Here is a 17903-nt window from a genome sequence, read left to right on the forward strand (position 1 = left end):
GCTTAGTACACTAACTGACCGGAGCGAGCCGGTGCTGTCAACGCACCGGCGGCGCGAAGGATGACGGCGATTTATTCGTCGTCGTACTGTGGTCCCGCATAATTATCAAAGCGCGACCACTGCCCGTTAAAGGTCAGACGTACCGTCCCGATGGGCCCGTTACGCTGTTTACCAATAATAATTTCCGCGATGCCTTTTAAATCACTGTTCTCGTGATAGACCTCGTCACGATAGATAAACATGATTAAGTCGGCGTCCTGCTCAATGGAGCCTGATTCACGCAAGTCGGAGTTCACCGGGCGCTTATCGGCACGTTGTTCCAGCGAGCGGTTAAGCTGCGACAGCGCAACCACCGGCACCTGAAGCTCTTTCGCCAGCGCTTTTAACGAACGGGAAATTTCCGCAATTTCCAACGTACGGTTATCGGAGAGCGACGGTACGCGCATCAGCTGCAGGTAGTCGATCATGATAAGACCGATGCCGCCGTGTTCACGGGCAATACGTCGTGCGCGGGAACGAACTTCCGTCGGCGTCAGGCCGGAGGAGTCATCGATGTAGATATTGCGTTTTTCCAGCAGGATACCCATGGTGCCGGAAATGCGCGCCCAGTCTTCATCGTCCAGCTGGCCGGTACGGATACGGGTCTGATCGACCCGTGACAGCGATGCAAGGGAACGCATCATAATCTGTTCTGATGGCATCTCAAGGCTGAAGATAAGTACCGGCTTATCCTGCAACATCGCCGCATTCTCGACGAGGTTCATCGCAAATGTTGTCTTACCCATCGATGGACGCGCGGCGACAATAATCAGATCCGACGGCTGCAGGCCGGCGGTCTTTTTGTTCAGATCGTCATAGCCGGTATTGACCCCGGTGACGCCGTCATGCGGCTGCTGGAACAGCTGCTCGATACGCGCAACGGTCGCATCGAGGACGTCGGCGATATTTTTCGGGCCTTCATCTTTGTTGGCACGGCTTTCCGCAATCTTGAACACCCGGGATTCGGCCAGGTCGAGCAGGTCTTCGCTGGTACGCCCCTGCGGGTCGAAGCCCGCCTCGGCGATTTCATTCGCCACCGAAATCATCTCACGGACAACGGCGCGTTCACGTACGATGTCCGCATAGGCGCTGATGTTCGCCGCACTTGGCGTGTTTTTTGACAGCTCAGCCAGATACGCGAATCCGCCAACGCTGTCCAGCTGCCCCTGTCGCTCCAGTGATTCCGCCAGCGTAATCAGGTCGATCGGGCTACCCGTCTCCTGCAGACGCGCCATTTCCACAAAGATATGGCGGTGCGGACGCGTATAAAAATCTTCCGCCACAACGCGCTCGGCGACGTCGTCCCAGCGTTCGTTGTCCAGCATTAAACCGCCCAACACCGACTGTTCCGCTTCAATCGAGTGCGGAGGAACTTTTAGCCCGGCGACCTGCGGATCGCGCTCACGGGGTTCAGTCTGCGGTTTGTTGAAGGGTTTATTTCCTGCCATATTGAATACAGATACCGGGATAGAGATGGGGTCGAAATATTAGCACAGGTCTCTGTTTTGACCCACCCAAATGAAACTGGAGATAATCATGGCAACACGAATAGAATTTCATCAACACGGTGGGCCGGATGTACTCAAGGCCGTAGAATTTACCCCTGCGGAACCGCAAGAAAACGAGATCCAGGTAGAGAACAAGGCCATCGGCATTAACTATATCGACACCTACATCCGCAGCGGCCTCTACCCGCCGCCCTCTCTGCCAAGCGGCCTGGGTACCGAAGCCGCGGGCGTGGTGACGAAAGTCGGACGCAGCGTGCAGCACATTAAAGCTGGCGACCGCGTCGTCTACGCTCAGTCAGCGCTGGGCGCCTACAGCTCAGTCCATAACGTGATTGCCGATAAGGCCGCTCTTTTGCCGGACGGTATCTCCTTTGAACAGGCTGCCGCATCGTTCCTGAAAGGGCTGACGGTCTATTACCTGCTGCGGAAAACCTACGAAATCAAGCCCGGTGAACCGTTCCTGTTTCATGCGGCGGCCGGTGGCGTCGGGCTGATTGCCTGCCAGTGGGCGAAGGCGCTGGGCGCTAAACTGATCGGTACCGTCGGCAGCGCGCAAAAAGCGCAGCGGGCAAAACAGGCCGGCGCCTGGCAGGTCATCAACTATCGCGAAGAGAATATCGTTGAACGCCTGAAAGAGATAACCGAAGGGAAAAAAGTCCATGTGGTCTATGATTCCGTGGGCAAAGATACCTGGGAAGCATCGCTGGATTGCCTGCAGCGCCGGGGGCTGATGGTCAGCTTCGGGAACTCTTCCGGCCCGGTAACCGGCGTCAACCTGGGGATCCTCAACCAGAAAGGATCGCTGTACGTCACCCGCCCTTCACTGCAGGGCTATATCACCAACCGTCAAGAGCTGGCGGAAGCCAGCAGCGAACTGTTTTCGTTGATTGCCAGCGGCGCGATTAACGTTGACGTGGCGGACAGCCAGAAATATGCCCTGACCGATGCCCGGCGCGCGCATGAAGTGCTGGAGAGCCGCGCCACCGAAGGCTCAAGCCTGCTGCTGCCGTAACGAGTAAATCGAGCAAGGTTAACGCTGCCAACGTTTCGGTCTCTTAATCGCGTATTTATGGAGGCTCTGCCTAAATAATTCGGGCGACAGGAAGGCGGCAAGAGAGCGAATCCTCGGGAGCTTACTCCAGTAAGTGACCGGGGTGAGCTAACGTAGCCAACGCCCCTGTAGTCTGAAGTATGACGGGAGGGACGGGAGAGCAGAAAAGTTTAGGGCTTCCATAAGGAAGCCCTGACTTTTTTTAGTTCGGCTGTATGTAGGGTACAGCGCGATGAATTCGTTAACGCGCTAATAGTGACAGATTTAATAAGCAAAACCTACGCTGTTCTATGCAAAATTCTTCAGGTTGTGACAGACCGCTCACTCCCTTAATAACGCCAGCGGTTGTTACTACGGTAGCCTGTCGTTTTTGGCGTATTTATCGACCGAATCACCCACACGACCGCAATGGCTAACAGCAGCCACGGCAGCAGCTTAATCATCATCGCAAACAGCCCGCCGACAAACATCAGCACCGTCGCAACGACAATCGCGGCAAGAATCCCCAGAATCGACACGCCGGTGACCAGCAACATGACAAAAAATCCAATGACAAATAAGAGTTCCAGCATCGTCTTCTCCCCAAAGAAATAACCGAATGACTCTCCGGGTATTACAAGAAACGTGCCAAAATTAACGTATTGAATTTAAAGGAAAACGCCCTGACGATTAAATCAGGGCGTGGCGTATTTGACTAAATTTTAGCGCAAGATTAACGCTTATCGGCAACCAGCTTCAGCGCATGTTCCAGCACGTTAATATCCGCCCCCGCCTTGTGCGCATTTTCACTCAGGTAGCGACGCCACTGCCGTGCGCCTGGGATACCCTGGAACAGGCCCAGCATATGACGCGTGATATGGCCCAGATAGGTGCCGTTGGACAGCTCACGCTCGATATACGGGTACATCGCGCGCACCACGGCGACCGGGTCGCTGTCGGCACCATCCACCGCAAAGATCTCCCGGTCGACCGCGGTCAGGATCCCCGGATTCTGATAGGCCTCGCGCCCCACCATCACGCCGTCCATATGCTGCAGATGCAATTTCGCCTCTTCCAGCGACTTAATCCCGCCGTTGATCGCCATCGTCAGGTGCGGGAAGTCGCGTTTCAGCTGATAAACGCGCGGATAATCCAGCGGTGGAATTTCACGATTCTCTTTTGGACTCAGGCCGGAGAGCCAGGCTTTGCGGGCGTGGATGATAAACATCTCGCACTCACCGTTTCCGGAGACGGTATTGATGAAATCACACAGGAATTCATAGCTATCCTGGTCATCGATGCCGATACGGGTTTTTACCGTGACCGGGATGGACACCACGTCGCGCATCGCTTTGATACAGTCCGCTACCAGCTGCGCATTGCCCATCAGGCAGGCGCCGAACATCCCGTTTTGCACGCGGTCGGACGGACAGCCGACGTTGAGGTTGATCTCATCGTAGCCGCGCGCTTCCGCCAGTTTCGCACACTGCGCGAGTGCAGCAGGATCGCTGCCGCCCAGCTGCAGGGCCAGCGGATGCTCTTCTTCGCTATAGGCCAGATAGTCGCCTTTGCCATGAATAATCGCCCCGGTCGTCACCATTTCGGTATACAGCAGCGTATGGCGCGACAGCAGGCGCAGGAAATAGCGACAGTGCCTGTCTGTCCAGTCGAGCATCGGCGCGATGGAAAAACGATGGGCGGCAAAAGCGTGAGATGTTGATTCTGGCATCATGGCGATAAACAGGCATCCGGGTAAAAAGGGGCGCTACTATAGCACAAAGATAAATCACAGAGGCATAGCACCGCGACGGGTGCTGTGCATCTGCTGGACGGGCTAGCGCCTGCGCGGTTTACCATCGTGCGGGCCGAAAAATTGCGGCGGATGATCGACCCAGCGATCCTGACGCGTAGCGGCATATTCCGGGTTCAGCGGATAGTAGATGCGGTTAAATTTCTTGTTCGACTCCCCCACCACTAACAAGCGAACTTCCTGGTCGGTATTATTCAAAAAGGTGTGACACACTCCGGTTCCGGCCGGAAAACCGACGCTGTCGCCCGGCTCAAGCTTCCACAGATAGCCGTTAATCCAGACTTCGGGGTAGCCATCCAGCACATAGATAAACTCCTCCTCATCACTTTCAGCATGGGGATAAGAGGTTCGACGGCCCGGAGGCAAACGTTCATGATGAATACCCAGCCGGTTGAGCCTTAATCCTCGCGCCAGCGGCGCGCCGATGGAAAAACGCTCCGGGTTATTGGGATAAGTGGCATCATCTGGGCCTTCCAGTTCGCGCCAATGTCGAATGCAATCAGGTCTTTTCATCGTTTTCTCCCGAAAATGAGATGCATCAGGTATAGCACAAGCCGCCGGTTCTCGGCGTTTTGCCTGGATCGTGATAAAGTAACAACTTCAGACTCACGCAACCAGAGGATGCTCATGAATAAGACCACTTCGCAAGAAATGTTAGCGCATGCTGAAAAGCTCTGCGCACAGCGCGGCGTGCGCCTGACTCCGCAGCGCCTGGAAGTGTTGCGTTTGATGAGCCTCCAGCAAGGGGCGATTAGCGCGTATGACCTGCTCGACCTGCTGCGCGAGAAAGAGCCGCAGGCGAAACCGCCGACGGTCTACCGGGCGCTGGAGTTTCTGCTGGAACAGGGATTCGTGCACAAGGTGGAATCGACCAACAGCTACGTGCTGTGCCATCTTTTCGATCAGCCGACCCATAGCTCAGCCATGTTTATCTGCGACCGCTGCGGCGTGGTCAAAGAAGAGTGTGCCGAAGGCGTTGAAGACATTATGCATACGCTGGCGGCCAGAATGGGTTTTGCGCTACGCCACAATGTGATTGAAGCACACGGCCTGTGCGCGGGTTGTGTCGAGGTCGAAGCCTGTAGCACCCCGGGACACTGCCATCACGACCATACCATTCAGATTAAAAAGAAAGCCCGCTGAGGCTATCGCCGCAGCGGGAATCCAGGTTGCCGGTACCTCCATGTACCATCGGGCAGGCAATAACAAAGGGTTAATTCGTTAACACTCACCGCTACCAGCGGTGATCGTTTTTTCGTTCCCAGTCAGACACTTCTTTCTCCGCCTGATCTTTAGCGTATCCATAACGCTCCTGGATTTTCCCGACCAGCTGGTCACGCTTACCTTCAATGACGGTCATATCGTCATCGGTCAGCTTGCCCCATTTTTCTTTCGCTTTACCTTTCAACTGTTTCCAGTTACCGCCGATTTCGTCTTTGTTCATAATTCAATCCTCATCGTTCGGTGAGTTAACAGCCCGCTGTGTGCCGGACATAGTATTAACTATAGATAAGAATTCTGAGTTGAATTTATTATTCGGAATCTTTAACCAATTACATATCAAAAATCGCTACGAAAACCAGGTGCCACGCCGCCAGTGTCGCCGCCAGATGACCGCCAGCGACAGACCGCGCAGCGCGAGGAAGACCGCCAGCGCCAGCCATAGCGCGTGGTTGCCAAGGACCGGCAGCGTCAGCAGCGTCAGGGCAAACCCCGCCGCCGCCACCGCCATGCTGTTGCGCATCTCAGCCCCGCGCGTCGCGCCGATGAACATGCCATCCAGCAAATAACACCACACGCCAATCACCGGCAAAACGATCTGCCAGATCAGATAGCGATCGGCAAGCAGCTGAAGCGAGGGTAGCGAAGTCAACAGGGCGATAATCTGCTGCCCGGCTACGGCATAGGTTGCCGCAAAGGCCAGCGCCACCATTCCCGACTGGCGGCAGGCCGCCCGCCAGACATCAAGCAACTGGCTACCGTCACGCGCGCCGTACGCCTGTCCGGAGTGCGCTTCCACGGCATAAGCAAAACCATCCAGGGCATAGGCGGTGAAGGTCAACATGGTCATCAGGAGCGCGTTGACGGCAACGATCTCACCGCCAAGACGAGCGCCGAAAACGGTCACCGCACCAAAGCACAACTGAAGCAGCAGAGAGCGCAGCATGATATCGCGATTGAGCGCCAGCAAGCGGCGCACATCTCCGCGCCACGCGCGCTTGAGCAGGGCAAATGACACGCCGCGTAGCGCCAGCACGCGCCTTGCCATCAGCAGCCCGATGATAAAGGTGACATATTCGGCGGTGACCGTCGCCAGCGCGGCCCCCTGCACGTTCAGGTGCAGGCCCATCACCAGCCACAGATCGAGCACAATATTCAGCAGGTTGCCAACGATCAGCAAAATCACCGGCGCCCGGGCGTACTGTACGCCCAACAGCCAACCGAGCAGCACCAGGTTTGCCAGCGATGCCGGCGCACTCAGCCAGCGGATGTCGAGAAAGCGCCGCGCCTGCTCCAGCACCGCGTCATTGCCGCCAACAATATGCAACGCCAGATCGATAAGCGGGGTTCGGAAAATCACAATCAGCAGGCCGGCGCCTGTTGCCAGCCCCAGCGGCTGCACCAGTGCCCGCGCCAGGCGGAGAGGATCTTTGGCGCCAAAGGCCTGCGCCGTCAGTCCGGTGGTGCTCATCCGCAGGAAAAGCAGCAGCATGAAGAGAAAACTGGTGGCCGTCGCGCCGACCGCGACACCGCCGAGGTAAACCGGGCTGTCGAGATGGCCAATCACGGCGGTATCCACCAGTCCCAGCAGCGGAACGGTGATATTGGAGAAAATCATGGGTAGCGCCAGGCGCCACAGGGCCTTATCAGCGGCGTTAAAGAACATGAGAAAGAGCCTGACCGGGAGGAGACAGCGCAGCATCATGCATCAGACGATGCTGCGTGGGGAAGGTGTTACAGCCACTCGCCGTTGCGAATCACGCCAACGGCCAGCCCTTCGATAGTGAAATTTTGTTCGCGTAGATTCACCACGATAGGGGAAAACTCGCTGTTTTCTGGCAGAAGTTCGACGATATTGCCCTGTTTTTTAAGACGCTTAACGGTGACCTCTTCGTCAATACGCGCCACGACAACCTGGCCGTTGCGTACATCCTGAGTTTTATGGACCGCCAGCAGATCGCCATCGAGAATACCGATATCTTTCATTGACATGCCGCTTACCCGCAGCAAAAAGTCGGCGTTCGGCTTGAACATCGCCGGATCGACCTGGAAGTGGCCTTCGATATGCTGCTGAGCCAGCAGCGGCTCACCGGCCGCCACGCGGCCAATCAACGGTAAACCCGGTTCTTCTTCCGTAAGCAGGCGAATCCCCCGGGAGGCGCCGGAGATAATCTCGATCGCGCCCTTACGCGCCAGCGCTTTCAGGTGTTCTTCCGCCGCGTTTGGGGAACGGAACCCCAAGCGCTGAGCAATTTCCGCACGCGTCGGCGGCATGCCCGTCTGGCTGATGTGATCCCGAATGAGATCAAACACCTCTTGCTGCCTGGTCGTTAACGCTTTCATCCCGCCCCCTGGGTGTATATACAGTTATGCTGTGAGTATATACAGCTAACGGTGATTTTGGAATCAAATTTCACACAAAAATCAGGAGATTCTTTCCATTTTGCGTCCCCGATAGCCCATTGCGCCAGGGGTGATTGTCGCCAGCCGGGCAAAACCCATCGGGGGCCGGCCGATCGCCGGGAGGACATCGCCAGGCGGGGGCATCTCACAAAGTGGTCACTCAGTGATAGCGGGCCCACAGCAAGAGGCCCCAGGTGATCAGCGCGATCACAATGGCCAGCAGCACCGCCGCAGAACCCATATCTTTCGCCCGACCGGACAGCTCATGATGTTCCGGGCCAATACGGTCCACCACCGCCTCAATCGCGCTATTAAGAATTTCGACTATCATCACTATCAGGACCGAGCCTATCAGCAGCACACGCGTGATGGCGTCAACGTCCAGCCAGCAGGCGATCGCGACAGCAACAATGGCGGCGATGCCTTCTTGACGAAATGCGGCCTCATTTATCCATGCCGCACGGAACCCTTTCCAGGAATAACCTGCCGCTTTAATGATTCGGGTTAACCCAGTGGTATTATTGGCCATCAAAAGAACCTTTTTATGTAAATGACGTCAATGAGTGTACGCGTTTGCCGCGTGGCAACGGAAATTTTGCGCGCTTTCTGTTATTCTTGCCGCGCATTTGCATGATTAACCAGAGGCTTCACATCGTTTATGTCCGGCTGGCAACGAATTTACTATAAATTACTGAATTTACCATTACGGGTGCTGGTAAAAAGCAAGTCTATTCCCGCAGAACCTGCTCAGGAATTAGGGCTGGATACCTCGCGTCCGATCATGTACGTCCTGCCTTATAATTCCAAGGCGGACCTGCTGACCCTGCGCGCCCAGTGCCTGGAGCACGATTTACCCGATCCGCTTGAACCGCTGGAAATCGATGGCGCGCTGCTGCCGCGCTACGTATTTATCCACGGTGGCCCGCGCGTCTTTACCTACTACGCGCCGAAAGAAGAGTCGATTAAGCTGTTCCACGACTACCTGGATCTGCACCGCAACCATCCTGACCTGGACGTGCAAATGGTGCCAGTCTCGGTGATGTTTGGTCGTGCGCCAGGGCGCGAAAAAGGCGAAGTAAACCCGCCGCTGCGCATGCTGAATGGCATTCAGAAGTTCTTCGCCGTTCTGTGGCTGGGCCGCGACAGCTTTGTCCGTTTCTCGCCGCCGGTTTCTCTGCGCAGAATGGCCACCGAACACGGCACCGATAAAATTATCGCCCAGAAGCTGGCCCGCGTCGCGCGTATGCACTTCGCCCGCCAACGTCTGGCCGCCGTCGGCCCACGTCTGCCGGCACGTCAGGATCTGTTCAATAAGCTGCTGGCCTCCAAAGCCATCGCCCGCGCGGTGGAAGATGAAGCGCGCAGCAAGAAAATTTCCCATGAGAAGGCGCAGCAAAACGCCATCGCGCTGATGGAAGAGATCGCCGCGAATTTCTCTTATGAGATGATTCGCCTGACCGACCGCGTTCTCGGCTTTACCTGGAACCGTCTCTATCAGGGGATCAACGTCCACAACGCCGAGCGCGTACGTCAGCTGGCCCATGAAGGGCACGAAATTGTGTACGTACCGTGCCATCGTAGCCATATGGACTATCTGCTGCTCTCCTACGTGCTGTATCACCAGGGGCTAGTGCCGCCGCATATTGCCGCCGGTATCAACCTGAACTTCTGGCCAGCAGGCCCCATTTTCCGCCGCGGTGGCGCATTCTTTATTCGCCGTACCTTTAAGGGCAATAAGCTCTATTCCACGGTGTTCCGCGAATATCTCGGCGAGTTGTTCAGCCGGGGTTACTCCGTGGAGTACTTCGTTGAAGGGGGCCGCTCGCGTACCGGCCGTCTGCTGGATCCGAAAACCGGCACCCTGTCGATGACCATCCAGGCCATGCTGCGCGGCGGGACCCGACCGATCACGCTGGTGCCTATCTACATCGGTTACGAGCACGTGATGGAAGTGGGCACCTACGCCAAAGAGCTGCGCGGTGCGACGAAAGAAAAAGAGAGTCTGCCGCAGATGCTGCGCGGCCTGAGCAAGCTGCGTAACCTCGGTCAGGGCTATGTTAACTTTGGCGAACCACTGCCGCTGATGACTTACCTGAACCAGCATGTTCCGGAATGGCGTGAGTCAATCGATCCGATCGAAGCGGTGCGCCCATCGTGGCTGACACCGACGGTCAACAACATTGCTTCCGATCTGATGGTGCGCATCAACAACGCCGGCGCGGCCAACGCCATGAACCTGTGCTGCACCGCGCTGCTGGCCTCTCGTCAACGCTCGTTGACCCGCGAACAGCTGACGCAACAGCTGGAGTGCTACCTCGATCTGCTGCGCAACGTACCGTACTCCCCGGATGCGACCACGCCGGCGGCCTCCGCCAGCGAGCTAATTGACCACGCGCTGAAGATGAATAAGTTCGAGGTCGAGAAAGATACCATCGGCGATATCATCATTCTGCCGCGCGAGCAGGCGGTGCTGATGACCTACTATCGCAACAACATCGCCCATATGTTGATGCTGCCGTCGCTGCTGGCGGCGATCATTACCCAGCATCGTCGTATCACCCGCGCGGAAGTGCTGCGTCACGTTGAGATGTTCTATCCGCTGCTGAAGGCCGAGCTGTTCCTGCGCTGGGAAAAAGCAGAGCTGGCTGGCGTCATCGATGCCCTGGCGGCGGAAATGCAGCGTCAGGGACTGATTGTCCTGAGCGATGATGCCATCAGCATCAATCCATCCCACTCCCGTTCCTTGCAGCTGCTGGCCGCAGGCGCGCGTGAAACGCTCCAGCGCTACGCCATTACCTTCTGGCTGCTGAGCGCGAACCCGTCTATCAACCGCAGTTCGCTGGAGAAAGAGAGCCGCACGGTGGCGCAGCGTCTGTCGGTGCTGCACGGTATCAACGCGCCGGAGTTCTTCGATAAAGCGGTATTCAGTACGTTAGTGCTGACGCTGCGCGATGAGGGCTATATCAGCGATACCGGCGATGCTGAGCCGGCAGAGACGCTGAAGGTCTACCAGATGCTGGCCGATCTGATTACGTCGGATGTGCGCTTGACGATTGAAAGCGTCACGCAGGATGAAGCGTAACGGCTGAGGCGGGCCTTCCTCTCCCCCGGCCATGGCGTTCGCGCCGCACGCCGGGGGAAGGAAGAGACTACTGCAGATAGCTCATTGCCAGACCGAGAAACACCACCAGTCCAACGTAGTTATTATTTAAAAACGCTTTAAAGCAGTCGTCCCGTTCGCGCCGGAAAATCAGCTTCTGCTGCCAGAAAAACAGCCCTGCGGCGATAAACAGCGACCAGTAATATTCCCAGTGCAGCCCGTTCAGCCAGCCGATGGCAGCCAATAGTATCAGCACCCCAATCTGCAACATACCGATAATGGTACGGTCATGTTCGCCGAACAAGATCGCCGTTGATTTAATCCCAATTTTGACGTCATCGTCCCTGTCGACCATCGCGTACTGGGTATCGTAAGCCACCGCCCACAGAATATTCGCGAGGAACATCAGCCAGCAGCTCAGCGGCAACGCTTCGCTCACCGCCGAGAAGGCCATCGGAATCGACCAGCCGAACGCTGCGCCCAGCACCACCTGCGGCAGATGAGTGTAGCGCTTCATAAACGGATACACCCACGCCAGCGCCAGCCCGGCAACCGAAAGCAGGATAGTCATGGTGTTTAAGGTCAGCACCAGCAGGAACGAAAGCAAAACCAGCACGGCAAACAGAATCCGGGCCTCTTTCTCCGAGACATCGCCGCTGGGTAACGGACGGCGGGCGGTGCGTTTGACATGGCCGTCAAACTTTCGGTCGGCGTAATCATTCACCACGCAGCCGGCGGCGCGCATCAGCCAGACACCGGCGACAAAAACGGCCAGAATCCACAGCGGTGGAATCCCCGGCGTCGCCACCCACAGTGCCCACAGCGTCGGCCACAGCAGCAGCAGCGCGCCAATGGGTTTGTCAGTACGCATCAGGCGATGAAACGCCAACAGCTTATTCTGCGCCAGACTCCTCTCCATTTTCTTTTCCTCTTAATACAGCGGCGACGCAGGCAGAAAAAGTTCTGTCAGCAGCAGCGGTTTGCCGCTCAGCCGAAGGCGAGAACGACGCCCCCACAGCTCTGCCGTGCGCCCAATTTCAATAAAATCGCGGGTTAATGTGGATGACGTGAACAAATAACGCCCCAGCGGCGTCTGCCCCAGCTGCTGCAGAGCCAGCTCCGGGCCGCACAGCGTCGACTCAGGCACCACCGTTCGGCCAGCGAGCCAGGGTTCACCATTGGCGCAAAGGATGATTTCCCGCAGCCAGTAACGCGCTTCATCCGGCAGCAACGCCTCTTCACCCACCAGCGCTTCCCGGCCGACGAAACCTTCGTTGACTCGATTAACACTGACCTTTTTCCCTTGTTGCTCAAAGCGTTGAGTCATTGAGTCTTCCAGCAACAGCCAGTCGCGCAGGTGCGGTTCCAGCGGGGGTATCGCGGCAAAATAGCGCAGCGCACGCAGTTGCGTAAGCGCAGGATGTGACATGCCTGGTTCTCCGTTACATAACGTAGCAGCATTGTATCGCAGAATAAGCCAGTCAGGGCGGGCAAAGCGTCAAGATACGATCATCGGCGTAACAGCCATGCAACAGCAGCCGCCACGCGATAAAAAAAGGTGCGTCCAGGCGGACGCACCTAAAGGCTGTGCCTAAACATCAGCATTGTGGGGAGACGATCACCCCTTGCCTTTTACACTGCTGATAAAGGTGGAACGAGCAGATTTCGAACCGAGGCGTTCGGCTTCGTTCATCAATTTGAGGGCTTTATCGATATCACCTTTCGCAACCGCCTGTTTGATGCCGTTGTTAAAGTAGGTTTCCGTATCGTCAAGCATCGGTTCGCTCTTCGCAGCCGGCGCTGGCGCCGCAACTGGAGCAACAACCGGCGCGGCGGCTGGCGCGTTGTAGACCGGTGCCGCCGTATTGCCGACGGTCACTGGCCCTGGACCGGAGGAGCCAAACAGCGGCCCAACCAGCACGCTGGAACCGGAAGAGGTTTTCACCTTCAGACCCAGGGTACCTTCGGTGGTATGTTTGGCGATCGGATCCGGAATATCCGGCACCGCATTACCGGTACCTTTGGCGTAGGCCTTCGCCGGATCGATTAATTTGGTGGTCTGCTGCAAATCCTGCGGGGTAGTAAAGACCAGCACATAGATTTTTTGCTGACCTAAAGCCGGCGTCAGGCGCATCACCCCTTCCAGGCGATCCGAGCTCATCACGCCCGGCTCCAGATAGGTGAAGTAGCTGCTTGGGAAAAACGCCGATGGCGTCATATTCTGGTCAAGAATCAGCACATTTGGCGCATAAACGCTGGTTTGCTTATTGACTTCACTGGTCAGAGTCAGGGTCAGCTCACCGATATTTGCCGGGACGCTGTAGGCCGCCACGGGGCCGACGATGCCGGGGATGTTCAGCGACTGGCCTGCCGTCGCTAACTTCGTGGTTTGCGTTTTCGATTGGTCGACCGGCGTCCAGGTTAGCTGTTGTAACGCGGAAGCAGGGATGGTCGGTGCGGCAGAGGTATTCTGCGGCACAAAATTCACATCAGCAAAACTGACTGCGGGTACGCTGGCCAGCAGGCCGGCGGACAGGCAGAGGGCAACGAGACTTTTCTTCATTTTCATTGTTATCACCTCAATTCCGATGGCCAAGCGGTAGCCAGGCAATAGCCCGCTGAGCCGAAGATAGAGGGGCTTGCGCCCCTCTTTTGGTCATCACACGTCAGGTTGGATTACCACCAGATTTCCATCTGGGCACCGAAGGTCCACTCGTCGCTATCGCCACGGCTGAAGGTCTTCGCAGAAGTGTCGTTGTACGCCACGCCGGAGGTGTAGCCCGCACCGGAATCACCGTTCGCGTAGCCCCATTTCTCATCCCACTTGGCGTAGGTTGCGAACAGACGAATTGCCGGACGGGACCAGATGCTGTCGCCCGCCTGCCACTGTTGCGCCAGGGTAATTTTGTACTGGTTGTTGCTGTCGCCAGTTTTCTGCGACTTCACGTTGTCGTAGCCGACTTCCAGCAGGGTGCTCATGATCGGCGTCCATTTGTACATAGGACGTACGCCGACGGTCCACCATTTGGTGCCGTTGTTGTTGTCGAGGTTGATATCCTGGTACATCGCCACGTACATCATGTCCCAATCGTCAGCCAGAGAGACTGCACCGTGGTCAAGCACGCGCCACATGGAACCGTCGTTGTTGATGCTGCCGCCCTGCGGAACGCCTTTACCGTTAGAGGTCATCGCGTCGGTGGCGTACTGCAGAACAAACTTGTTGTAGCCTTTCAGGATGCTCTGGGTGTGTTCAGCGGTGAACATCCAGCCATCTTTAGACGCGTCTGGCTGCAGGTAGTAATTATCCGGAACGTTGGTATGACCGTAGTCAACACCCAGCTCCAGAGTACCGCCCGGGTTGATTTCCATCTGTGCTAAACGCACGTCGAAGACGTCGTTCGGAACGATGTTGTCATATACGCGGTTACCCAGCGCATCACGATCGGCGAAGGTCGCAGAGCCGCCGGATTCAGAAGAACGGGTCGCCGCCAGAGAGAGTTTACCGAAGCCAACATCGATGTTTTCAAGACCCGCACCAGGACCGGAGATATCCCAGTAGTAGAAGTCGATCATGTGGACGTCATGACGCTGGTAGAAGCGCTTACCGGCCCAGATGGTGGAGCCTGGCAGCCAGTCGATCAGGTTTTTACCCTGCACGTTGGCTTCACGGAATGCCGGGCTGGTGGATTCCCAGTCATTTTGCTGCGATACGGAGTAGGCAACGTTAGTATCGAAGTAGAAGCTCTTATCACCTTCTTTCCATACTTCCTGGCCCAGTTTTAATTCCGCATAGGTTTCACATTCGTTACCAAGACGGTATTTACTTTGAGCACCGGTTGCCTGGAAGCACTGTTGTTCACCGCCGCTACCGGTCCAGCCGATACCGGAACGAGCATAACCGTGGAAATCAACGGCCAGCGCCTGAGCAGACATAACGCCTGCCGCGACGGCGACCGCCAGTGGAAGTTTGCGCAGAGTAATCATCATTCTATCTCCTGAGATCATTGCTTTTCTTTGAACACTTCGCCCGTCGTTATGCCTGGTTGCAGCGCCCTATGGGGTTCGTGTTTTTTTTTAATGGGAAGCCTTACACGCCCGGCTCTTTATGCAACCGACGACACGCCGTACCATCCTCACGGAATAAATGGCAGCGCTCTGGTGGCAAACCGATAGCGAATGTGGCTCCCTCTTCTACCAACACCACGTCGTTCTGGCGGTAAACCAGGTTTTGACGGATGGCGGGGATCTGGATATGAATTTGTGTTTCGTGACCAAGCTGCTCAACCACCTGAACGACCCCTTCAAGGGTGACGTCGGCGATATCGCTGGGCAGCAGGTGTTCCGGACGGATACCTAAGGACATGTTGGCGCCAACCTGAACGCGGGCGCTGTCCACCGGCAGCCAGACGTGCTGGCGGTTCGGCAGTTCGACCTGAACCTGCTCAATGGCGGTTGCGGTGACTTTTACCGGCAGGAAGTTCATCTTTGGCGAACCAATAAAGCCCGCAACAAAGCGATCGGCCGGGTAGTGATACAGTTCCAGCGGTTTCCCGACCTGCGCCACGCGGCCGGCGTCCAGCACCACAATTTTGTCGGCCAGCGTCATCGCTTCGACCTGATCGTGGGTAACGTAGATCATCGTGCGCCCAAGGCGCTTATGCAGACGGGAGATTTCGATACGCATCTGCACACGCAGCGCGGCGTCGAGGTTAGAAAGTGGTTCGTCGAGCAGGAACACGCGGGGTTCAGCAACCAGGGTACGGCCAATCGCCACACGCTGACGCTGTCCACCGGATAATGCCTTCGGCTTACGCTCCAGCAAATGCGCCAGCTGCAGCACTTCCGCTACCTGGGTGACGCGCTGGTTAATTAACTCTTTTTTAGCACCGGCCAGCTTGAGGCCGAAGGACATGTTTTCCGCAACGGAAAGATGAGGGTAAAGCGCATACGACTGGAACACCATCCCGATACCGCGTTCGGCAGGAGGGATATCGTTCATTCGCGCATCACCAATAAATAAATCACCACTGGTTATGGTTTCCAGCCCGGCAATCATACGCAGCAGGGTTGATTTGCCGCAGCCCGATGGCCCGACAAACACCACGAACTCCCCTTCCTGGATGTCGAGATTGATATCTTTCGACACCACCACGTCACCCCAGGCTTTCGTTATATTTCGCAGCTGTACGCTCGCCATCCCCATCTCCCTTCGTTACAACCTGTCACTAAAAGACACATTCAAGATGGGCTGACTATGCGGCATTCATTCACCTGGTGAATCCTCCACCCCCGCCTTTTTTATGGGGGAGGAGACGGGAGGATGAGAGATTGCCCCTCGCTGCGGGGGATGGCGTGGCAAAGCCATTTTCGTGATGCAAGTAGCAAAAATGGCCCCGTTTTTATGTGCTCCAGACCCCAATACGGGCATTTCTGCAATGCAGATCACACAAACCACGGGTGGGGCGTAGACATAGGGAGGATGGAAAGGGGTTGTTAAAAAAGGAAACTCATCACCGTTAAGCCACCTAAGTGTATCCACGAGCACATCACCAAAAAGGACTGGTATATGAAAATCAAAACCGGCGCTCGCATCCTCGCGTTGTCTGCATTGACCACGATGATGTTTTCCGCCTCTGCCCTCGCCAAAATTGAAGAAGGTAAGCTGGTTATCTGGATTAACGGCGACAAAGGCTATAACGGTCTCGCCGAAGTGGGTAAGAAGTTTGAAAAAGATACCGGCATTAAAGTTTCCATCGAACACCCGGATAAGCTGGAAGAGAAATTCCCGCAGGTCGCGGCGACTGGCGACGGCCCGGACATCATCTTCTGGGCTCATGACCGTTTCGGTGGCTATGCGCAATCTGGCCTGCTGGCTGAAATCTCCCCGGACAAAGCTTTCCAGGACAAACTCTATCCGTTTACCTGGGACGCCGTACGCTATAACGGCAAACTGATCGCCTACCCTATCGCGGTTGAAGCGCTGTCGCTGATTTACAACAAAGACCTGGTCCCGAATCCGCCGAAAACCTGGGAAGAGATCCCGGCGCTGGATAAAGAACTGAAAGCGAAAGGTAAGAGCGCGCTGATGTTCAACCTGCAAGAACCGTACTTCACCTGGCCGCTGATTGCCGCTGACGGCGGATATGCGTTCAAATTTGAAAACGGCAAGTATGACGTCAAAAACGTAGGCGTGGACAGCGCTGGCGCGAAAGCCGGTCTGACCTTCCTGGTTGACCTCATCAAGAATAAACACATGAATGCCGATACCGATTACTCCATCGCTGAAGCCGCCTTCAACAAAGGCGAAACCGCGATGACCATCAACGGTCCGTGGGCATGGTCGAATATCGATAAGAGCAAGGTCAACTATGGCGTCGCGCTGCTGCCAACCTTCAAAGGCAAAGCGTCTAAACCGTTTGTCGGCGTACTGAGCGCCGGTATCAACGCCGCCAGCCCGAACAAAGAACTGGCGAAAGAGTTCCTCGAAAACTATCTGCTGACCGACCAGGGTCTGGACGAAGTGAACAAGGACAAACCGCTGGGCGCCGTTGCGCTGAAATCCTTCCAGGAAAAACTGGAGAAAGATCCGCGTATCGCTGCAACCATGGCGAACGCCCAGAAAGGCGAAATTATGCCGAACATCCCGCAGATGTCCGCCTTCTGGTATGCCGTACGTACCGCGGTTATCAACGCAGCTAGCGGTCGTCAGACCGTCGATGCCGCGCTGAAAGACGCACAGTCTCGTATCACTAAATAAGAAAATGGCGGGTGGCGCTTACGCTTACCCGCCTT

The 17903-nt window shown here is 56.2% G+C and carries 17 protein-coding genes; 4 read left to right on the plus strand and 13 right to left on the minus strand.

Annotated elements, in window-relative coordinates:
• Window positions 1-71 precede the first annotated feature (71 nt).
• Complete coding sequence (dnaB, locus tag Q1L34_RS24630; protein ID WP_004856470.1) at window positions 72-1487, minus strand: replicative DNA helicase; 1416 nt, start codon at window positions 1485-1487, stop codon at window positions 72-74.
• An 88-nt stretch (window positions 1488-1575) separates the two neighbouring features.
• Here dnaB and Q1L34_RS24635 point away from each other — a divergent pair, with 88 nt between their 5' ends.
• Entirely contained in the window at window positions 1576-2559 is a 984-nt protein-coding gene (locus Q1L34_RS24635; protein ID WP_004856468.1) for a quinone oxidoreductase, read from the plus strand.
• A 368-nt stretch (window positions 2560-2927) separates the two neighbouring features.
• Here Q1L34_RS24635 and pspG read toward each other — a convergent pair whose 3' ends face one another.
• From pspG to Q1L34_RS24650, 3 genes are all read right to left on the minus strand, one after another.
• On the minus strand, window positions 2928-3170 hold the full coding sequence (gene pspG / locus Q1L34_RS24640; protein WP_004856466.1) for an envelope stress response protein PspG: 243 nt from the start codon (window positions 3168-3170) through the stop codon (window positions 2928-2930).
• 140 nt (window positions 3171-3310) lie between these two features.
• Window positions 3311-4309 carry a tRNA dihydrouridine(20/20a) synthase DusA gene (dusA, locus tag Q1L34_RS24645; RefSeq protein WP_004856463.1) on the minus strand — a complete coding sequence of 333 codons (999 nt, stop codon included), beginning with the start codon at window positions 4307-4309 and terminating at the stop codon, window positions 3311-3313.
• Window positions 4310-4411: 102 nt separating this feature from the next.
• Window positions 4412-4900 carry a cupin domain-containing protein gene (locus tag Q1L34_RS24650; protein WP_004856461.1) on the minus strand — a complete coding sequence of 163 codons (489 nt, stop codon included), beginning with the start codon at window positions 4898-4900 and terminating at the stop codon, window positions 4412-4414.
• 114 nt (window positions 4901-5014) lie between these two features.
• On the opposite strand from Q1L34_RS24650, the gene zur reads away from it, so the two are divergent.
• Complete coding sequence (gene zur, locus Q1L34_RS24655; protein ID WP_004856459.1) at window positions 5015-5530, plus strand: zinc uptake transcriptional repressor Zur; 516 nt, start codon at window positions 5015-5017, stop codon at window positions 5528-5530.
• A 91-nt stretch (window positions 5531-5621) separates the two neighbouring features.
• On the opposite strand, the gene Q1L34_RS24660 is transcribed toward zur, so the two are convergent.
• The 4 genes from Q1L34_RS24660 to Q1L34_RS24675 form a co-directional block, all read right to left on the minus strand.
• Window positions 5622-5831, minus strand: a complete 210-nt coding sequence (locus tag Q1L34_RS24660; RefSeq protein WP_004856456.1) for a CsbD family protein — start codon at window positions 5829-5831, stop codon at window positions 5622-5624.
• A 126-nt stretch (window positions 5832-5957) separates the two neighbouring features.
• Entirely contained in the window at window positions 5958-7274 is a 1317-nt protein-coding gene (dinF, locus tag Q1L34_RS24665; protein WP_004856454.1) for an MATE family efflux transporter DinF, read from the minus strand.
• Window positions 7275-7342: 68 nt separating this feature from the next.
• Entirely contained in the window at window positions 7343-7951 is a 609-nt protein-coding gene (gene lexA, locus Q1L34_RS24670; RefSeq protein ID WP_004856448.1) for a transcriptional repressor LexA, read from the minus strand.
• 220 nt (window positions 7952-8171) lie between these two features.
• A complete protein-coding gene (locus Q1L34_RS24675; RefSeq protein WP_004856446.1) occupies window positions 8172-8540 on the minus strand; it encodes a diacylglycerol kinase in 369 nt (122 codons plus the stop codon).
• Between the two features lie 129 nt (window positions 8541-8669).
• Here Q1L34_RS24675 and plsB point away from each other — a divergent pair, with 129 nt between their 5' ends.
• On the plus strand, window positions 8670-11093 hold the full coding sequence (plsB, locus tag Q1L34_RS24680; RefSeq protein WP_004856443.1) for a glycerol-3-phosphate 1-O-acyltransferase PlsB: 2424 nt from the start codon (window positions 8670-8672) through the stop codon (window positions 11091-11093).
• 67 nt (window positions 11094-11160) lie between these two features.
• On the opposite strand, the gene ubiA is transcribed toward plsB, so the two are convergent.
• The 5 genes from ubiA to malK form a co-directional block, all read right to left on the minus strand.
• Complete coding sequence (ubiA, locus tag Q1L34_RS24685; protein ID WP_004856440.1) at window positions 11161-12030, minus strand: 4-hydroxybenzoate octaprenyltransferase; 870 nt, start codon at window positions 12028-12030, stop codon at window positions 11161-11163.
• A gap of 12 nt (window positions 12031-12042) precedes the next feature.
• Complete coding sequence (gene ubiC, locus Q1L34_RS24690) at window positions 12043-12540, minus strand: chorismate lyase (RefSeq protein ID WP_004856438.1); 498 nt, start codon at window positions 12538-12540, stop codon at window positions 12043-12045.
• A 189-nt stretch (window positions 12541-12729) separates the two neighbouring features.
• On the minus strand, window positions 12730-13680 hold the full coding sequence (gene malM, locus Q1L34_RS24695; RefSeq protein WP_015585368.1) for a maltose operon protein MalM: 951 nt from the start codon (window positions 13678-13680) through the stop codon (window positions 12730-12732).
• 107 nt (window positions 13681-13787) lie between these two features.
• Entirely contained in the window at window positions 13788-15098 is a 1311-nt protein-coding gene (locus Q1L34_RS24700) for a maltoporin (RefSeq protein WP_004856433.1), read from the minus strand.
• A gap of 100 nt (window positions 15099-15198) precedes the next feature.
• On the minus strand, window positions 15199-16308 hold the full coding sequence (gene malK, locus Q1L34_RS24705; protein WP_004856431.1) for a maltose/maltodextrin ABC transporter ATP-binding protein MalK: 1110 nt from the start codon (window positions 16306-16308) through the stop codon (window positions 15199-15201).
• A 369-nt stretch (window positions 16309-16677) separates the two neighbouring features.
• Here malK and malE point away from each other — a divergent pair, with 369 nt between their 5' ends.
• Complete coding sequence (gene malE / locus Q1L34_RS24710; RefSeq protein ID WP_015585369.1) at window positions 16678-17868, plus strand: maltose/maltodextrin ABC transporter substrate-binding protein MalE; 1191 nt, start codon at window positions 16678-16680, stop codon at window positions 17866-17868.
• Window positions 17869-17903: the final 35 nt, after the last annotated feature.

It is taken from the genome of Klebsiella ornithinolytica (assembly GCF_030505655.1).
Taxonomy (GTDB): Bacteria; Pseudomonadota; Gammaproteobacteria; order Enterobacterales; family Enterobacteriaceae; genus Klebsiella; species Klebsiella ornithinolytica.